The organism is Microvenator marinus (assembly GCF_007993755.1).
Lineage (GTDB): Bacteria > Myxococcota_A > Bradymonadia > Bradymonadales > Bradymonadaceae > Allomicrovenator > Allomicrovenator marinus.
This window is the reverse complement of record NZ_CP042467.1, coordinates 2205563-2220701: the sequence shown is the minus strand read 5'-3', so window position 1 is coordinate 2220701 and position 15139 is coordinate 2205563. Positions and strand designations below refer to the sequence as shown.

The window sequence follows — 15139 nt, the reverse complement described above, 5'->3', positions numbered from 1 at the left end:
TGGAGAGCCCAATGAGCCGTTTGAAAATTACGCCCCTTCTTCTGATTTTGCTTTTCTTCGTGGGTTGGTCAGCTCCCGCGACCGCCCAGCATATGTACAAATATACGGGTTGGCAGAAAGGCCCTTGGAAGGTCCATTCAAAGGAGAAGGGCGGAATCACCGTCTACACCAACAGTAAAGTCCCTACCGGGGTGGACGCCATTCGTGTGGACGTCATTCTGCCGTACTCGGCAAAGGATATGTTTCCGATCATCACTGACCCGGAACGTGCTCGTACATACTCGTTTATCGAAGAATTCGAACCCATCGCCAATTACGGGACATGGGGCTATCTCTACCAGCGTGTGAGCGCCACTGGGATTCAAGACCGCGATTTCACCGTCAAGCTCAACCTTTTTGAGCCTGAGGGGACGAACAAGGGCCCCTATGGTTGGAAATGGGTACAAGACAACTCCAAGGGACCGAAGGAGAAAGACGGGGTAGTGCGAGCAACCGTTGTGGCCGGCTCCTACATTCTGCAACCTATCGAGAATGGTGCGCGAACCCTTGTTTCATACCGGCTCTGGTTTGATCCAGGGACGTGGGTGCCAGACTTTTTGGTGGGATCCGCTCTCCGAGATGGGTGTGTTGAGACTGTCAGGCGCCTTAGATCGGATGCTGAAAAGAAGTTCGGCAAACGTTAGCCTTGCGCCTTGGCCAGAATCCCGTAATGTTCGCGCGTATTTTTGGCGGACCAATACGGGACGCGGCTGAATCGAGGCGTAAATTATGAGTGTTTCTGCGGGTATTGTCGGTCTTCCTAATGTCGGAAAGTCCACTACGTATAACGCGTTGACCAACGCGGGGGCTGAATCGGCAAACTATCCTTTTTGCACGATCGACCCCAATAAGGGCGTGGTTGCTGTTCCAGACCCACGATTAAAACGCATCCAGAAGTATATTCCGACCGATCGCGTCATCCCAGCCGCTGTGGATATTTGGGATATTGCGGGCTTGGTTCGAGGCGCGTCAAAAGGTGAAGGGCGCGGCAATAAATTCCTTGCAGATATTCGCGAAGTCGACGCGATCTTGCACGTCGTTCGTTGTTTTGACGACCCGAACGTCACGCACGTTGATGGAAGCGTCAGCCCGATTCGTGACATTGAAACGATTGAGCTGGAACTCATTTTGGCGGATGCACAATCCGTAGAAAAGCGCCTCGACAAGACCAGAAGGGCGGCAAAGAGCGGAGACAAGACCGAGATCGCTCGTCTGGAGGTTTTGGAGAAAATCCATGCCGCGCTCGATCAGGGCATGCCAGCACGAAAGGTGAGTCTCGACCCGCAGGAAGAGGCGTTGATCTATGATTCACACCTCTTGACGCTCAAGCCCGTGCTCTATGTAGCCAACGTGGCTGAAGATGACCTGGACGGAAACTCGGAGCACGTCGCTAAGGTGCGGCAATATGCCGAGGAAACCAATGCCTCGGTCGTCACCATTTGCGGAACCATCGAAGCCGAATTGGCCCAGCTTTCCGAAGAAGATCGTCAGGAAATGCTCGACGGTCTTGGGATCGAAGAGCCCGCGCTGCACGTTCTGATTCGCGCTACATACTCGTTGTTGGGGCTTCGCAGCTTCTTCACTGCAGGCGTGCAAGAGATTCGCGCCTGGACCATCTACGAAGGCTACACAGCGCCTCAGGCTGCAGGTGTGATCCACACGGACTTCGAGAAACGGTTTATTCGCGCAGAAGTCTTCACCCTGGAAGATTTGGAGCAGTACGGCTCGGAAGCCGGCATTAAAGCCGCCGGTAAGTTGCGTCTGGAAGGTAAGGAGTACATGGTGAAAGACGGAGATATCATGCATTTCCGTCATAACGCCTGATCTCCGCCCATAGAATATCTTTGGGTCTTTTGGCGTTATACTCTACGGTGATTCTTGACGTGAATTTCCCCGCGGTTTAACCAGAGACGAATGATGAACGCGAACACAGCTTGGAATTTGGGAATCGCAATGGCCGCCGTGCTGGTCCTGATCCTCTCTGTGATCATGGGGCTCGATGCTCAGCGCGCTTTTGTGGGGACAGAGAAGGCTGAGGCTCACCCAGAGTTCGTGGCACATGTTGCGCCCGATTCGGTACCATTTGAAGCCGTCGAGGATCTGGCCGAGTCCGAGCCAATTTTGGTCGAATCTGCAGAAGAAGACTTGGTGGGTCAAACTTCCAAGAAACAGAAAAAGACAACCCTAAAGCCGGCCGTGCTCCAAGTGGTAGCGAACTTCCAAAAATCAGAGGTCACCGTAAACGGCATCCCTTACCCAAGCTATTTTGAACCTGATGAACCCGAAGGCGTTGTTCTACCCGCAGGTGGACCATATGATGTTCGGGTCACGCACGCAGGAAAGACAAAGGCGTACAAGGTCTACCTGAAACCGTACGAGACGCGCCTATTGATCGTGGAGATTCCAGGGTTCTCGGGAACGGCACCCGTGGCGGCTAAACCTGCGCCTCGGGCAGCACCAAAGCCTGAAGAAGAGAAAAAAGAAGGCGCTGATCCCGGAAAAATCACCGTCTACTCAAAGCCCCCCGGCACCATCATTATCGACGGAAAGAACACGGGTGAAAAAACCCCCGGAACCGTAGAGTCCGAAAACGGGCGCCACGAAGTTCAGGTCCAGTATGATGGGGGTGAGATTTCGGAGAAGAAGATCGTCCGCGTCAGAGACGGATCTCGAATCAAGCTCTTCTTCCGCGAACGGACTACGCCTTAAATCACGCCATTTCTCTTAGGAGCTTCGCGACATGTCCCTTGGCGCGAACGTTGTCGTAGATCGCGCTAATCTTTCCGTCCTCGCCCACAAAAAACGTAGAGCGAACAAGACCGATATACGTCTTTCCGTAATTCTTCTTCTCCCGCCACACGCCAAACGATTCAGCTAATTTGTGTTCTGGATCGGCCAAGAGCGTGAAGCCAAGGTCGTGTTTTTTTCGAAATTGCTCGTGCGAGGCGACGCTATCCGGAGAGACGCCGTAGACCTCGTAGCCGAGCTCTTTGAAGTGCCCGAGGTTGTCATTGAAGTCGCAAGCCTGTGTGGTGCATCCCGGCGTCATATCTTTGGGGTAGAAGTAGAGTACGTACTTTTTACCTTTGAGATCTTTTGATGAGACCGTGCCTGCGTCATCCGACTCGGCACTGAAGGTTGGAACGGCGTCTCCGACATTGAGTTTAGGGTTTTCAGCCATAATTTATCCTCTCGGGTTGGGGTAAAATGTGACCAAAGGATGCCTTTAAGGAGGGCCGGGGTTCGAAATTAGTCCAGACCCTCGTAGAGACTCTCAATGATATCAGCGTGATTTTCGTTGATGACCTTGCGCTTCATTTTTTGAGTAGGCGTGAGCTCACCGGATTCAGTCGTGAAATCATTCGCCAACACTTTGTATTTTCGAACGGACTCGTACCTCGCAAGCGCCGCGTTGGCTTTTTCGACGCCGTGATCTACATGGGCCAGAAAATCCACATGAGTCGCCAACGAATCCAGGTCTTCTGGCCAGCCTCGCTCACGAGCAAGTGCTGGGGCACGCTCAGGGTCCAGAGTCAAAAGGGCGCTTAGAAACTTTCGGCGGTCGCCAATCACAAAAGCCTGGCTGATTCCGTCGATTTCTCGAAGCTTCGCCTCAATATTCTGGGGCGCCACATTCTTACCTCCGGCGGTGATCAAGAGGTCCTTCTTGCGATCTGTGATGTAGAGGAACCCTTCGCCGTCCAGCCGTCCCACGTCGCCGGAATGAAGCCAACCATCGATCAGCGTCTCGGACGTAGACTCAGGATCTTTGAAGTATCCTTTGAAAACGTTCTTACCCTTCACAAGGATTTCTCCATCTTCGGCGATCTTGATCTCGGCTCCAGGGAAGGCCTTTCCCACCGAACCAATCCGACGCTCTCCCGGGCGCGGGAAGTTAAAGGAGGATGGTCCACTCCCTTCGGACTGCCCATAGACTTCGTGGATGATGATGCCCGTTGCGAGGAAGAAATCGAGGACGTCCTTGCCGATAGGGGCCGCTCCCGAAACGGCTACTTTTAGCCTGTCTAGACCGAGTGCGGCTTTGAGTTTGTTTCCAAAGAGTCGTTGGGCGAGCTCGAATTGTGCGCGTTCTGGAAGGCTAAGGCCCGCAATTCCTTTTTCGACAACCTTTTCACCCACATCTCTTCCGGTCTTTAGAGAGAGGTCGAGGATTTTGCGTTTTGGGCCGGTGGCCTCAGAAAATCTGGCTTCGAGGGCAACGCGGAATTTCTCCCACACGCGCGGTACGGCCAGAAATAGAGTGGGGCGCGCCACAACGAGCGTCTCTTTGACTTTGGAGATATCGTCACAGCACCAAATCGGATAGCCCGCTGTGATCGCCAGATGAATAGAGAACATCTGCTCGGCAATATGAGAGAGCGGCAAATACGACACCACACAATCGTCCTCGCCCACCTCGCCCACGGCTTCTACAGCACGGCGTGCCGTCCAGGCCAGGTTCTCGTGTGAGAGCATCACACCCTTAGGAGGTCCTGTTGTGCCGCTTGTGTAGATGAGCGTGGCCAGGTCCTCGGGCTTTATGGCGGCGCGACGCTGCGCGACGTCGGCCTCATGTGCGTCGCCAAGCGCCAAAAATTCTTCGAACGACATGACGTCGTCGGCGTCGACCTTCTCGGCATCACGTATCAGCACAAACTTCTTGACCTTGGAGAGCTTCCCGCGGTTCTGGTCGAGTCCCAAAGCGTGAAAGAGCCCCAAGTCTTCCACGACCAGCACCTCGGCCTCGCAGTGGTCAGCGACGTAGAATGCCTGCTCCTGTGTGCTCGTCTGATAGATTCCCGCCGGGCAACCACCCGCCGCCATGGTTCCAATGTCGGCAATCAGCCATTCTGGAGAGTTGTTGCCAATGATCGCTGTGCAACCGCCAGCCTCGAACCCGAGCGAAATCAGGGCCCCTGCAAACCGAGTGATGGCCTTTGCGTAGGCTTCCCACGTGTAGTTCTTCCAGGTGCGCTGGTCCTTGTACCAGAGCGCTGCACGCCCGGGCGTCAAATGCGCGTGAGCATAGAGTCTCTCAACGATAGAATCGTAGTTCATGATCTCTCCTCAAATGGGTACGTGGAAATGGCCACACGATTTGCTTCTGGGTCGCGTGCGTACGTGGTGAACTCGGTCTTCTGGTCTACCTGAACACCATCAGCCGCCCACGCGGTCTCCAGGTTGATGCGCTGCTGGGCATCCACACTTAATGCAATGAGAAACATTCCTGGGCGCATCCCGCTTGAGTGCTCTTCGGGACGCTCGGACTCCGAGATATGTTCCACCATGAGGACAAAGTCCAAGTCCAACCAAATCGAGCGTAAGCTACCGTCCGGGTAGTAGTTTCTGCGTAGTTCGGGCGCCCCGAAATAATGCGTGTAGAACTCCGCAACTCGCTGAGGATCTTGGGCGCCCAGTGCAATGTGATGAACGCTAAGTTTCTTCAATCATCTACTCAACTTAAGACTAGATTGAGAGTGTATGGGCCAGCAAGATTGCGGTCAATCGACATCGGGCGTGGACTCGATTTACTAAAATCGCTAGCATATGCGCCGGTTGAATTGAGGTTTTGATGCATCGTTTGTTGATTTTGTTTTTGCTCTTGGGACTCGGCTGTTCTTCTCCAGAGCCCAAGGGAGACCCTAATCCTCCTGTCGAAGACATGAGTACGGAAGAGGATTTTGGCGAAGAGGACATGGAGCCTGATTTCGTCGAAGAGCCCAACAATGACGATGTGTTTGAGCCTTATGATTTTCCCGATTCAATCCCTGTTTCGGGCGCGAGGTTTTCGGGTCACGTCGATGCAAATCAACGCGCAACCATCAAATTAGAAGCCTCCGCATCAGATGCGCTCGTAATCTGGTTTCGGAACACCGGAGAATCAAGCTGGGGTCCCGGTCTAAGCCTTTTCCGAGAAGGCTCTCAGAGCCGCATCGCCTACTCGTTTCCCCAACAAGGCGACGCCTCGATTCCCTGGGACGAGGCAGATATCTCTGACGGATTTGTGCTCTTTAGCTCGGGCACTTACGACCTCGTGGTCGAAAACCGAACAGACGTTCAAGGCAAGTTTGAGTTCGAGTTGATTTGCCTCGATGGCCCTTGCCGTCAGGCGCTTGCGGACACTGACCAAGACGGTGTTCCCGATGCCGAAGACAACTGCCCGTTTGTGGAGAATCCGGGCCAAGAAGACTCGAATTCCAATGGTCAAGGGGATGCCTGCGAAGGCGTTGACCCTTTCCCCGGGTTGAGCAACGCCCAACTCGAGGCTGCAATGCGTGAGAGGCACTCGGCCACGCACACGGTGCTCGACTACCGTGATGCGCGGCAATTTATGTTCTCGGCAATCGACAACGAGGACGGAAGGGTGGAATGCGTCTACACCGGGACGCTGGTGGAGACGCGCGGCATCCCGGACGGACAAGTGATGAACACCGAGCATATCTGGCCGCAATCCAGAGGTGGCGATGGTCTGGCCCGTAGTGATTTGCACCATCTCGCGCCGGCAACGCCCGATTCCAACATTCAGCGTAGCAACCTTTATCTTGGCGTTGTGAATTCAGCGACATGGGAGGAAGGTGGCTCCAAGCGCGGCAGCGACTCCTCGGGAGATACCCGATTTGAGCCGCGGGATGAACAAAAAGGAAAGTCCGCGCGAGCCATGTTCTACGTGGCAGTGATGTATCAGCTCGATATCCCTGCTCATGAAGAAAACGTTCTCAGAGATTGGCATCAGCGTTTTCCGCCTACCGAGGTCGAAGCGGCCAGAAATCGCAGCGTGTCCATGTACCAAGGCTCTCGAAATCCCTTCATCGAAAACCCAGAATTGGTGGGGCGAATTTCGGACTTCTAAACAGCGCATTTTGTTGAGAGTTTAACGAAATGCTTGCGTTGAAGTGCCTAAACCTGCGATAATGCAGGGATGAGGATGCGCCGAAGAACATGGTTCTTGTGGGGAGTGATTTCGGGTCAGATAGCCTTTGCTCCGTTCTTTGCGGATTTTTTCGGGTCGTATCATTGCACAAGCGCGAACTTCTGGTTCGCAAGTGCTCCATGGTTGCTCTGGATGGATGTGACCGGAGCACGGGATTTAGCCTACTTCACCGCGGTCCCAGCGCTAGTCTTCTTCATCTATACCCTCACTAGATTTAAGCACTTCAGGGTCGAGCAGGCCCTACTAGCCCTCTTCACGGCGGCTCTGAGTGCGTACGTTCCTTTCTTTCAGTTCTAGTCTCCTCGCTACGAGTTCGACGTTGACAAAATGGGTGTGATTCGGTGACCTCTGCGGCGAACAACACGAGGACACGAACATGCCTAATTTGCTCGAACAACTTAAGACGATGACTGTGGTGGTTGCAGATACGGGTGATATCAACTCGATCGAGGCGTTCACCCCGCGAGATGCCACAACCAATCCATCCCTCATCAAGGCTGCTGCCGGGATGGATAAGTACAAAGACGTTGTGGAATCAGCGCTCTCTCAGGCCAAGGAATCAGGGGCAACCAATCCAGCTGAGATTGTGGCGATGGCTATCGACCTGCTCGCCGTCGAGTTCGGAAAACGAATCCTGCAAATCATTCCAGGCCGTGTCTCCACGGAGGTAGATGCCCGGCTCTCCTACGATACCGAAGCAACCGTCGAGAAGGCGCGTCACCTCATCGGTCTCTACAATGAGGCCGGCATCACCAACGACCGTGTTCTCATTAAGATTGCCTCCACATGGGAAGGCATCAAGGCCGCGGAAGTGCTGGAGAAGGAGGGTATCCATTGCAACCTGACCTTGCTCTTTGGCATTCACCAGGCCGTGGCCTGTGCTGAGGCTCGCGTGACCCTCATCTCGCCTTTTGTCGGTCGTATCCTCGATTGGTACAAGAAGGAAACGGGGCGCGATAGCTATCCTGCGGCTGAAGATCCTGGTGTGCTCTCGGTCACTGAAATCTACAATTATTATAAGAAATTCGGCTATCAGACCGAGGTGATGGGCGCGAGCTTCAGGAATATGGGTGAAATCACCGAGCTCGCCGGCTGCGACCTCTTGACCATCGCTCCGTCGTTGCTCGAGGAACTGCAGTCTTCGTCCGGGGAGCTTCCGCGCAAGCTCGACCCCAAGAAGTCAGAGGCGATGACGATCGACAGAATCCCCATGGACAAGAGTACTTTTGACCGGATGCACCAAGAGGACCGGATGGCTTTTGAAAAACTCGATGAAGGCATCAAGAGCTTTGCCGCCGCTCAGGAAGCCTTGGAGGCTCAATTACTCGCGCTCCTCTGAGTCATTTGTTCGTGCGCGAAAATTTTTCAACATTTTGGGAATAAAGGCGCCTCCTATGAGATTAGGAGGGCACTTTTTTATTCTTGAGAACACAAAAAGGAGAAGGAATGAAAGTATCTTGGATTTTAGGACTCGCTTTGTTGGCTGGATGTGCATCTTCACCGGATGTGTCCGAGGAGAGTGTTGCTGAAGAGCCACAAGAGGTGACGCAGACTGAGCCCACAGAAGTTGAGACCGACAAGACCGCTGAATACTTGGCCGCCGCTGTGGATGGTGAGCATCGTGGTGAGTGGCGAGTGCGCAATGAATTCCGCAATCCAGCTGAGACTCTGAGCTTCTTCGGCCTCAAGTCGGATATGCGCGTGGTTGAAGTTTGGCCAGGAGGCGGCTGGTACACCAGTGTTCTCGGACCAACACTTGCCCAAGGTGGAGGCAAACTCGTGCTCGCGCACAATGCCGTAGCCGATGGGGACCCAGAGGCGTATCGTGTCAAAATTCGAAAGGCCCTCAACGAGCACCTCTCCACACATGCCGCAGTGTACGGCACAGCTGTGGAAGAGGGATACTTGATCCCGGGTGAGCGCGTAGAGTTGGGTGAGCCAGGAACGGCGGACCTTGTGGTGACGTTCCGAAACCTTCATGGTTTGGCCCGTGATGGCAAAGGTGATGATGCAGCTGTGATGAAGGCCGCCTTCGATGCCCTTAAGCCAGGCGGAGTACTAGGCGTGGTCCAGCACCGCGCACCTGAAGAAGGAGACCCCCTTGAATGGGCCAAAAAAGGCTACCTCCCTGAGTCTTACGTAGTTCAACTTGCCGAAAAGGCAGGATTTGTTTTGGACGAGAAGTCCGAAGTGAACGCTAATCCGAAAGACACCAAGGACCATCCGGAAGGGGTTTGGACACTCCCACCTTCGCTACGACTCGGGGATCAAGACCGCGAGAAGTACGTCGCGATTGGTGAGAGCGACCGTATGACTTTGCGCTTTAAAAAGCCTCAGTGAATCTGATTAGCCCGCCGTAGCTGCCATGGTGCCAAAGTAAACACCGAAAGCTGTGAGTGCGATAAGCAACGTCACACCTACGGCGGCGTACATCATCTTCCGCTTGCGATCCTCTGCAAAGACGTTTTCAAACTCTTGGTTACTCATAGTGCCTCCTAAGGGACACAGAGAGGGCCATTCCTCAACTGTATAGATAGAACATAGGCACGAGTCTTTATATTTCAAGGGCTTGTGCGGTTTTCGTGGAGGGCTAGGCGTCATGCGGGTGCGAGCATATTCGTTGTGTCAATGAATTGACGTTCATTTCTGGTGCGCCCGGTTGACCCTGACCAGACGACAAGCCATAGTGTGCCAGATTTTTTTCTCGCCGCTTTGGTGAGTGTAGAGGGCAGTCCATGGAAGTTGTTCGTTATCAATTGGAAAACGGTCTCAGGGTGATTCTTCAAGCGCGTCCAAGCGCCCCCGTTGTGGCCTGCAATGTGTGGGTCGATGTTGGTAGCGCGGATGAAGAGCCGCACGAGGCAGGACTGGCCCACGTTCATGAACATATGCTCTTTAAGGGAACCGAGCGTCGAGGCGTGGGCGAGATTGCTCGCCATGTGGAAGCCGCGGGCGGCCATATCAACGCGTTTACCTCGTTCGACCAAACTTGTTATTACGTCGTGATGAGCTCGCGTTTCTTCGAGACCGGCGTGGACATTCTGTCCGACGCCATCAGGAACTCGGCCTTTGATGCCGATGAGCTCGGCCGTGAACTCGAAGTGATTCAAGAGGAAATCAAGCGAGGGAACGACTCACCGCAACGCGTCGTGGGTCAAATGCTTTTTGATACAGCCTTTGAAGTTCACCCTTACAAATTGCCAGTGATCGGGTCCAAAGAATCGGTCGATTCGTTTACCCGAGACCACGTCGTCTCCTTCTTCTCCAAACACTATCGTCCAGATAATACCACCTTGGTTCTGGTCGGTGATTTCGAGGAAGCCGGCGCGCGGGCATTGGTCGACAAGTATTTTGGTGATTGGGTCGCTGGAGGCCGGAAGAAGGTCGCGCGTCCTGAGGAGCCCACCCAAAAGTCGTTCCGAGGAAAGGTCGAGTCTCGTGATATTCAGGACAATCACCTGAGAATGTCCTGGCATATTCCAGGCGTGCTTCACGACGATATCCCGGCGCTCGATATTCTTGGCGTTGTCATGGGCGCAGGTAACGCGTCTCACCTCTACAACGTGATTCAGCGTGAAAAAGAGCTGGTCAACGCCGTCTATTCCATGTCCTACACACCCAAGGATTCTGGGATCTTCATGGTGGGAGCCGACTACCAACTCGAGGAGCAATCTCACGAAGCCGTTGTGAAAACAGTCCTCGAAGAGGTGTTTCGTTTCCGCCACCTAAGCCCGCCAATCGAAGACATCGAGCGCGCCCGCGTTCAGATAGAAAGTCAGGAAATCTATTCGCAGCAAAGCGCTGAGGGGCTCGCGATGAAGCTCGGCCGTGGAGATTTGGTCACCGGCGATCCGGAGTTTGACCAACGCTATTACGCAGCCATCGCCAAGGTTACTCCTAAAGACTTGGTTCGAGTTGCGCAAAAATACCTGACACCCGACCAGTTAACAGCGGTGCTCATGCGCTCGGCGAGTAGCCCCGACGTCTCGGTTGATGACCTCCAGTCCTGGGCTCTCGAGGCGTTTGAGCGCGTGGAGACTATGGCAACCGATATCGGTGTGATGCAGTCCAACGGCGGATTCTCATCCGTGAAGTTTCCAAACGGTCCTCATCTTATCGTTCAAGAGGACCCGAGCGTCGCGACCTTCGCGATGCGCGCTCTGACCCTGGGTGGCCTTCGGTTTGAGACTCCTCAGAACAACGGGATCAGCGGGCTACTTTCTGAGCTCGTGACTTCGGGTACATCGAGCAGCAGTGCCGTGGATATTGCGCGTCGAATGGAGGGAATGGCGAGCGGTCTGAGCGGCATTTCTGGTCGAAACTCATTTGGCATGGCACTCACAGGGCTCTCTAGATACTTCGAGAAGACCTTTGATATCTTTGGTGAATGCCTTACTGATTCGATCATCCCCGAAGAGGAGTTTGCGCGTGAGAAGTCGTTGCAGATTCAAGGGATCCGTTCCAGCCGAGACCAGCTTGGCTACGTGAACTCCATGCAGTTCATGCGCACGTTCTTCGGGGACTATCCCTACGGAATGCCGGTAGAGGGCACCGAGGCGAGCATCTCGGGATTGAGCGCTGAAGCCTCGCGGACCTTCTTGAAGAAGCTCGTGCGCCCTTCTGGGCTTGTTCTCACAGCCGTTGGTGATGTTGAAGCGGAACACGTGGCTGCGCTGGTTGAAAAGTGGTTCGTAAGGACCGAATCCGAAGAGTCCATGGGCGTCAACCTGCCGACTCCTCCCGTTCATACTTCACCACTCTTGGCGGTGCAGAATCTTGAGAAAGAGCAGGCCTACGTCACCGTGGGCTTTCACGCCCCCTTGATGGCAGACCCTCTTCGTTATGCCATGGAAGTGCTCTACGCGATCTTAAGTGGCCAGGGTGGCAGGCTTTTCTACGAGCTTCGTGACCGTCAAAGTCTAGCCTACAGCGTCTATGCGTCCATGCTCTTGGGACTTGAGTGCTCCACATTCACCATCAATATCGGGACGAGTCCCGAGAAGGTCGAACAGGCTCTGAGCGGCATCTACAGTGAGGTTCAGCGCCTTTTGGATGATGGCGTAACGCCAGATGAGTTGGAGCGCGCAAAGACGTATTTGATCGGAAATCACGATATCGGCCTGCAGAAGTACGGCTCCCGCGCTATGTCCTTTGCACTTGATGAGCTCTATGGTTTTGGCCATCAGAAGACCTTGGAGTATTCCGACCGAATCTCCGAGGTTTCGATCGTGGACATCCAGTCTTTTGTGAATCGATATTTGAAGCCCGGACACTCCGTGGTTGCGATCACCAAGCCCGAGGCTCACGAAGTGCCCGCGGATATCTTGGCCAAGATTGGTGTCGAGTAGTCCGAAAGCAGAATTAATGGATTTATATAGGGCTCTAAATGAAAGAGTTTTGGAAAGACCGAGAGACGCAGATTAAGCTCGCGGTGGTGCTCTTGCCGCTGATTTGGTTCGCGTCTTTGATTCGGGTGAAGTTTACCTACGGAGATGGTCCGGAGCTTGTGATGGCCGCGTATTTGCTGGGTGGACCACACCCAAGCGGTTATCCTCTCTTTACGATGCTCGCGCACATTCCGAGCAAGCTTCCGATTATCTCACCGTTCTACAACGTGGCCTTCATGCTCTCAGCGCTGCCCACGGCTCTGACGGCCGGCGTGATGTACAATCTGGGTCGGGAGCTTGGGGTTCGCCAGGCATTTTCGGCGGTCTTGAGCCTGGTTTGGGTCTTCGGAGCGACCGTCGCCTATTTGGCCACGCGCGTTGAGGTCTATGCGCTTCACGGCCTCTGCGTGTCTCTGGCGCTGCTCTGGTTGCTTCGTTATCAGACCACAAAGGACATCAAACAGGCTCGGCTCGCGGTGCTCTTCGTGTGCCTGGGGCTGACGAATCATTTGACCACCGCCTTGCTCATCATTCCGGTGGTCGTTGGGCTAATGGTGACAGACTATAAGGCGATTCTGAAGCCCAAGAACGTGGCTATTTTCCTGGGGATCGCGGCCGCCTGTGCTTCCGTCTACCTCTATCTTCCGTGGCAAGCCATGGCCAATGAAGGGGATAGGATCTCGTGGAATGATCCCCAGACGTTTGAGCGGTTTTGGTTTCACGTGACGGGGCAGGAATACTCGATTTTCCGAGGGACCTCTAAAATCGCCAAAAACATGAATGATTTTGTGCGAAACACGGAGAACGCCTATTTCCCGGGGATCTTCGTGATGGCGGTGCTCGGCGCCATCGAAATGGCATTCAAGAGATGGCGGTTTTTGGTGGTCCTCGTCATTGGGTTCGTCTCCTATTTGGTCTACGTTGCGACCTACACAATTAACGATATCTCCACGTATTACACCACCATGCACCTTCTGGTGATTCTTGGAGCCGGTGTGGGAATCGAATGGTTGGTCAAACAGCGATTCACGGAGAAGCAACAGTATATGGTTCACGGGCTGCTTCTCGGATGTTTGGTTTGGATTGGGGCGTTGATGTGGCGCTCTTCGGTCAACCAGTGGCGCGAAGCGCTGGCCGAGGATATGAGTTCCCAGGTCATTGCTGATATGCAGGATCCGTCCATCATCTTCACATCCGTTGACGGCCATAGTTTCCCCATGTGGTACCAGCGTTTTGTGAATCATCCCGAGCGCGAACAAATGTTGCCCATCGATACGGTGATGTTCGGGCTTGCGAACAAGACATGGTACCGCGATTGGTTCCGCGATCACTTCGATTGGGTGAAGTGGCCAGACGAAGATGTAGTTGCCTCGAGACGTTGGCAGCAGTGGTTGATCGAGAACAATCCCGATATCAATTTCTACGTAATGCTCAACGGTTCGTATAACGTCGGCGGTTCGTTTGCGGTCAACCGAGGATGGCATTTTGAGGTGGTGCGCGGACGTCCGGATGCCCGTGCACAGCGTCACGGAGTTCACATTTACAGCGCACGTTTCAAGCGATTCCGCTCAGGTACCTACTTCTACGATTCTTCGTACGAATACGAAGGCGGTAAGGATAAAATCGCGTGTGTCGCGGAGTGGCGTAACAACCCGCAGATGAACGGCACGTGGAAGTTCTTTGGGCCGAACAACGAAGAAGTTGTGATCCCGAACCACGCGCTTCCGCCCAAGACGGATATGAGTTGGGAGTTCTTAGAGATCGACCAACAGACGCCTGGTGAATGGCGCTGCGAAGTTATCGTGCCCGGTCAACCCACGATGGTGACCCATTTCACAGTGAAGTAGCGGTCAGGATACCATGAGGGACTCGGCATGAGCCAAGTCTTCGACGGTATCGATCTCGGTACACATCCCTGGGCGGATTGCCAGTGTGTAGAAATCGTGACCTTCGGTCATCAGCTGTGCAAAGACATCCTCATAGTAGAACACCTTTCTTTCGGCCGGCGTCATTCCTCTGAGGCGCTCCAAGAGCGGCGCAAACATCGACTTGTCGATGATTTGAGCTCCCATGGATTCGCCATGGGCGAAAAGGGGCTGAATGGCCTTGGAGAGCGCCACGACTCGGCGCGAATACCAGGGGACATCCACTGGCTCGAGCGTGACTTTCATCTCCTCTTCGCCAAGTTTGCCCTGAAGCTGCAGCGCAACGGCGAGCACGTTTGGACGAGGGTCCGTGATAAGGTCGCGAATCCACGCGTCGTTTGGCGCCAAGATATCGCCGTCGCAGAGCAAAAACGAGCAAGGCTCCATATGCTCCATAGCGGAGAGCAGGGAGACGGCATTGTTGGCCGTTTCGTAAGCCTCATTATGCGTGAAATGCAGCTCCGGAAGATCAGGAACCCCGCTCAGATGCTCAACGAGAACGTGGTCGAGGTATCCCGTCACGAGGTGTGCTCGTTTGATACCGCTTTGACGAAGTTGGCGAAGGAGTCGGATGATGATGGGGGTGCCAGCGACTTCGATCAGGCACTTCGGCACGTTGTCTGTAAGCGGCCTAAGCCGCGAACCCGTGCCGGCTACCATCAACAACGCATCTTCAACTGGATTCTTTTGCATTTTGGAACTCATCTGAGAACTCGTTTGAAACACTATTTTCGAGGCTAACCTTTAGTGACGTCTCCGCGCATTTCCATCTGAAATCAGATAAAGGGCGAAAATTCATCGCTCAGTGGTTTAGATGTCGGTGTGAGTGGTAAAGTGCGGGGTGGAAACTTCGCACT

Annotated in this window: 14 protein-coding genes; 9 read left to right on the top strand and 5 right to left on the bottom strand. The window is 54.1% G+C overall.

All coding sequences use genetic code 11. The annotated features are described in order from the left end of the window. Positions 1-11 precede the first annotated feature (11 nt). The 3 genes from FRD01_RS09285 (at position 12) to FRD01_RS09275 (ending at position 2748) form a co-directional block, all read left to right on the top strand. Positions 12-683: an SRPBCC family protein gene (locus FRD01_RS09285; RefSeq protein WP_146959113.1), complete on the top strand. Its 672-nt coding sequence runs from the start codon at positions 12-14 to the stop codon at positions 681-683. An 85-nt stretch (positions 684-768) separates the two neighbouring features. Then, positions 769-1863: a redox-regulated ATPase YchF gene (gene ychF, locus FRD01_RS09280; RefSeq protein ID WP_146959112.1), complete on the top strand. Its 1095-nt coding sequence runs from the start codon at positions 769-771 to the stop codon at positions 1861-1863. A 90-nt stretch (positions 1864-1953) separates the two neighbouring features. Further along, on the top strand, positions 1954-2748 hold the full coding sequence (locus FRD01_RS09275; protein WP_146959111.1) for a PEGA domain-containing protein: 795 nt from the start codon (positions 1954-1956) through the stop codon (positions 2746-2748). 1 nt (position 2749) lies between these two features. Here the strand turns inward: FRD01_RS09275 and bcp are convergent, their stop codons facing one another. From bcp to FRD01_RS09260, 3 genes are all read right to left on the bottom strand, one after another. Continuing rightward, positions 2750-3220, bottom strand: a complete 471-nt coding sequence (gene bcp / locus FRD01_RS09270; RefSeq protein ID WP_146959110.1) for a thioredoxin-dependent thiol peroxidase — start codon at positions 3218-3220, stop codon at positions 2750-2752. A gap of 68 nt (positions 3221-3288) precedes the next feature. Beyond that, complete coding sequence (locus tag FRD01_RS09265) at positions 3289-5097, bottom strand: AMP-dependent synthetase/ligase (RefSeq protein WP_146959109.1); 1809 nt, start codon at positions 5095-5097, stop codon at positions 3289-3291. Next, entirely contained in the window at positions 5094-5486 is a 393-nt protein-coding gene (locus tag FRD01_RS09260; protein WP_146959108.1) for a VOC family protein, read from the bottom strand. The genes FRD01_RS09265 and FRD01_RS09260 overlap by 4 nt, the downstream gene beginning before the upstream one ends. Before the next feature lie 125 nt (positions 5487-5611). Here FRD01_RS09260 and FRD01_RS09255 point away from each other — a divergent pair, with 125 nt between their 5' ends. From FRD01_RS09255 to FRD01_RS24280, 4 genes are all read left to right on the top strand, one after another. Then, complete coding sequence (locus FRD01_RS09255) at positions 5612-6889, top strand: endonuclease (protein WP_146959107.1); 1278 nt, start codon at positions 5612-5614, stop codon at positions 6887-6889. 75 nt (positions 6890-6964) lie between these two features. Further along, positions 6965-7267, top strand: a complete 303-nt coding sequence (locus tag FRD01_RS09250; protein WP_146959106.1) for a hypothetical protein — start codon at positions 6965-6967, stop codon at positions 7265-7267. 79 nt (positions 7268-7346) lie between these two features. Continuing rightward, positions 7347-8309: a transaldolase gene (locus tag FRD01_RS09245; RefSeq protein ID WP_146959105.1), complete on the top strand. Its 963-nt coding sequence runs from the start codon at positions 7347-7349 to the stop codon at positions 8307-8309. Between the two features lie 107 nt (positions 8310-8416). Continuing rightward, a complete protein-coding gene (locus FRD01_RS24280) occupies positions 8417-9310 on the top strand; it encodes a class I SAM-dependent methyltransferase (RefSeq protein ID WP_249756138.1) in 894 nt (297 codons plus the stop codon). Positions 9311-9316: 6 nt separating this feature from the next. On the opposite strand, the gene FRD01_RS24275 is transcribed toward FRD01_RS24280, so the two are convergent. Continuing rightward, on the bottom strand, positions 9317-9457 hold the full coding sequence (locus FRD01_RS24275; RefSeq protein ID WP_249756137.1) for a hypothetical protein: 141 nt from the start codon (positions 9455-9457) through the stop codon (positions 9317-9319). Between the two features lie 248 nt (positions 9458-9705). Here FRD01_RS24275 and FRD01_RS09235 point away from each other — a divergent pair, with 248 nt between their 5' ends. Continuing rightward, positions 9706-12318, top strand: coding sequence for a M16 family metallopeptidase (locus tag FRD01_RS09235; RefSeq protein WP_146959104.1), 2613 nt, complete (start codon positions 9706-9708; stop codon positions 12316-12318). A gap of 38 nt (positions 12319-12356) precedes the next feature. Further along, entirely contained in the window at positions 12357-14204 is a 1848-nt protein-coding gene (locus tag FRD01_RS09230) for a protein O-mannosyl-transferase family (protein ID WP_146959103.1), read from the top strand. 3 nt (positions 14205-14207) lie between these two features. Here the strand turns inward: FRD01_RS09230 and FRD01_RS09225 are convergent, their stop codons facing one another. After that, positions 14208-14975: a phosphocholine cytidylyltransferase family protein gene (locus FRD01_RS09225; protein ID WP_249756136.1), complete on the bottom strand. Its 768-nt coding sequence runs from the start codon at positions 14973-14975 to the stop codon at positions 14208-14210. Positions 14976-15139: the final 164 nt, after the last annotated feature.

Coding starts and splice junctions, on each gene's coding strand:
- FRD01_RS09285 (WP_146959113.1), top strand. CDS start 12: ATGAGCCGTTTGAAAATTACGCCCCTTCTTCTGATTTTGCTTTTCTTC.
- ychF (WP_146959112.1), top strand. CDS start 769: ATGAGTGTTTCTGCGGGTATTGTCGGTCTTCCTAATGTCGGAAAGTCC.
- FRD01_RS09275 (WP_146959111.1), top strand. CDS start 1,954: ATGATGAACGCGAACACAGCTTGGAATTTGGGAATCGCAATGGCCGCC.
- bcp (WP_146959110.1), bottom strand. CDS start 3,220: ATGGCTGAAAACCCTAAACTCAATGTCGGAGACGCCGTTCCAACCTTC.
- FRD01_RS09265 (WP_146959109.1), bottom strand. CDS start 5,097: ATGAACTACGATTCTATCGTTGAGAGACTCTATGCTCACGCGCATTTG.
- FRD01_RS09255 (WP_146959107.1), top strand. CDS start 5,612: ATGCATCGTTTGTTGATTTTGTTTTTGCTCTTGGGACTCGGCTGTTCT.
- FRD01_RS09250 (WP_146959106.1), top strand. CDS start 6,965: ATGCGCCGAAGAACATGGTTCTTGTGGGGAGTGATTTCGGGTCAGATA.
- FRD01_RS09245 (WP_146959105.1), top strand. CDS start 7,347: ATGCCTAATTTGCTCGAACAACTTAAGACGATGACTGTGGTGGTTGCA.
- FRD01_RS24280 (WP_249756138.1), top strand. CDS start 8,417: ATGAAAGTATCTTGGATTTTAGGACTCGCTTTGTTGGCTGGATGTGCA.
- FRD01_RS24275 (WP_249756137.1), bottom strand. CDS start 9,457: ATGAGTAACCAAGAGTTTGAAAACGTCTTTGCAGAGGATCGCAAGCGG.
- FRD01_RS09235 (WP_146959104.1), top strand. CDS start 9,706: ATGGAAGTTGTTCGTTATCAATTGGAAAACGGTCTCAGGGTGATTCTT.
- FRD01_RS09230 (WP_146959103.1), top strand. CDS start 12,357: ATGAAAGAGTTTTGGAAAGACCGAGAGACGCAGATTAAGCTCGCGGTG.
- FRD01_RS09225 (WP_249756136.1), bottom strand. CDS start 14,975: ATGCAAAAGAATCCAGTTGAAGATGCGTTGTTGATGGTAGCCGGCACG.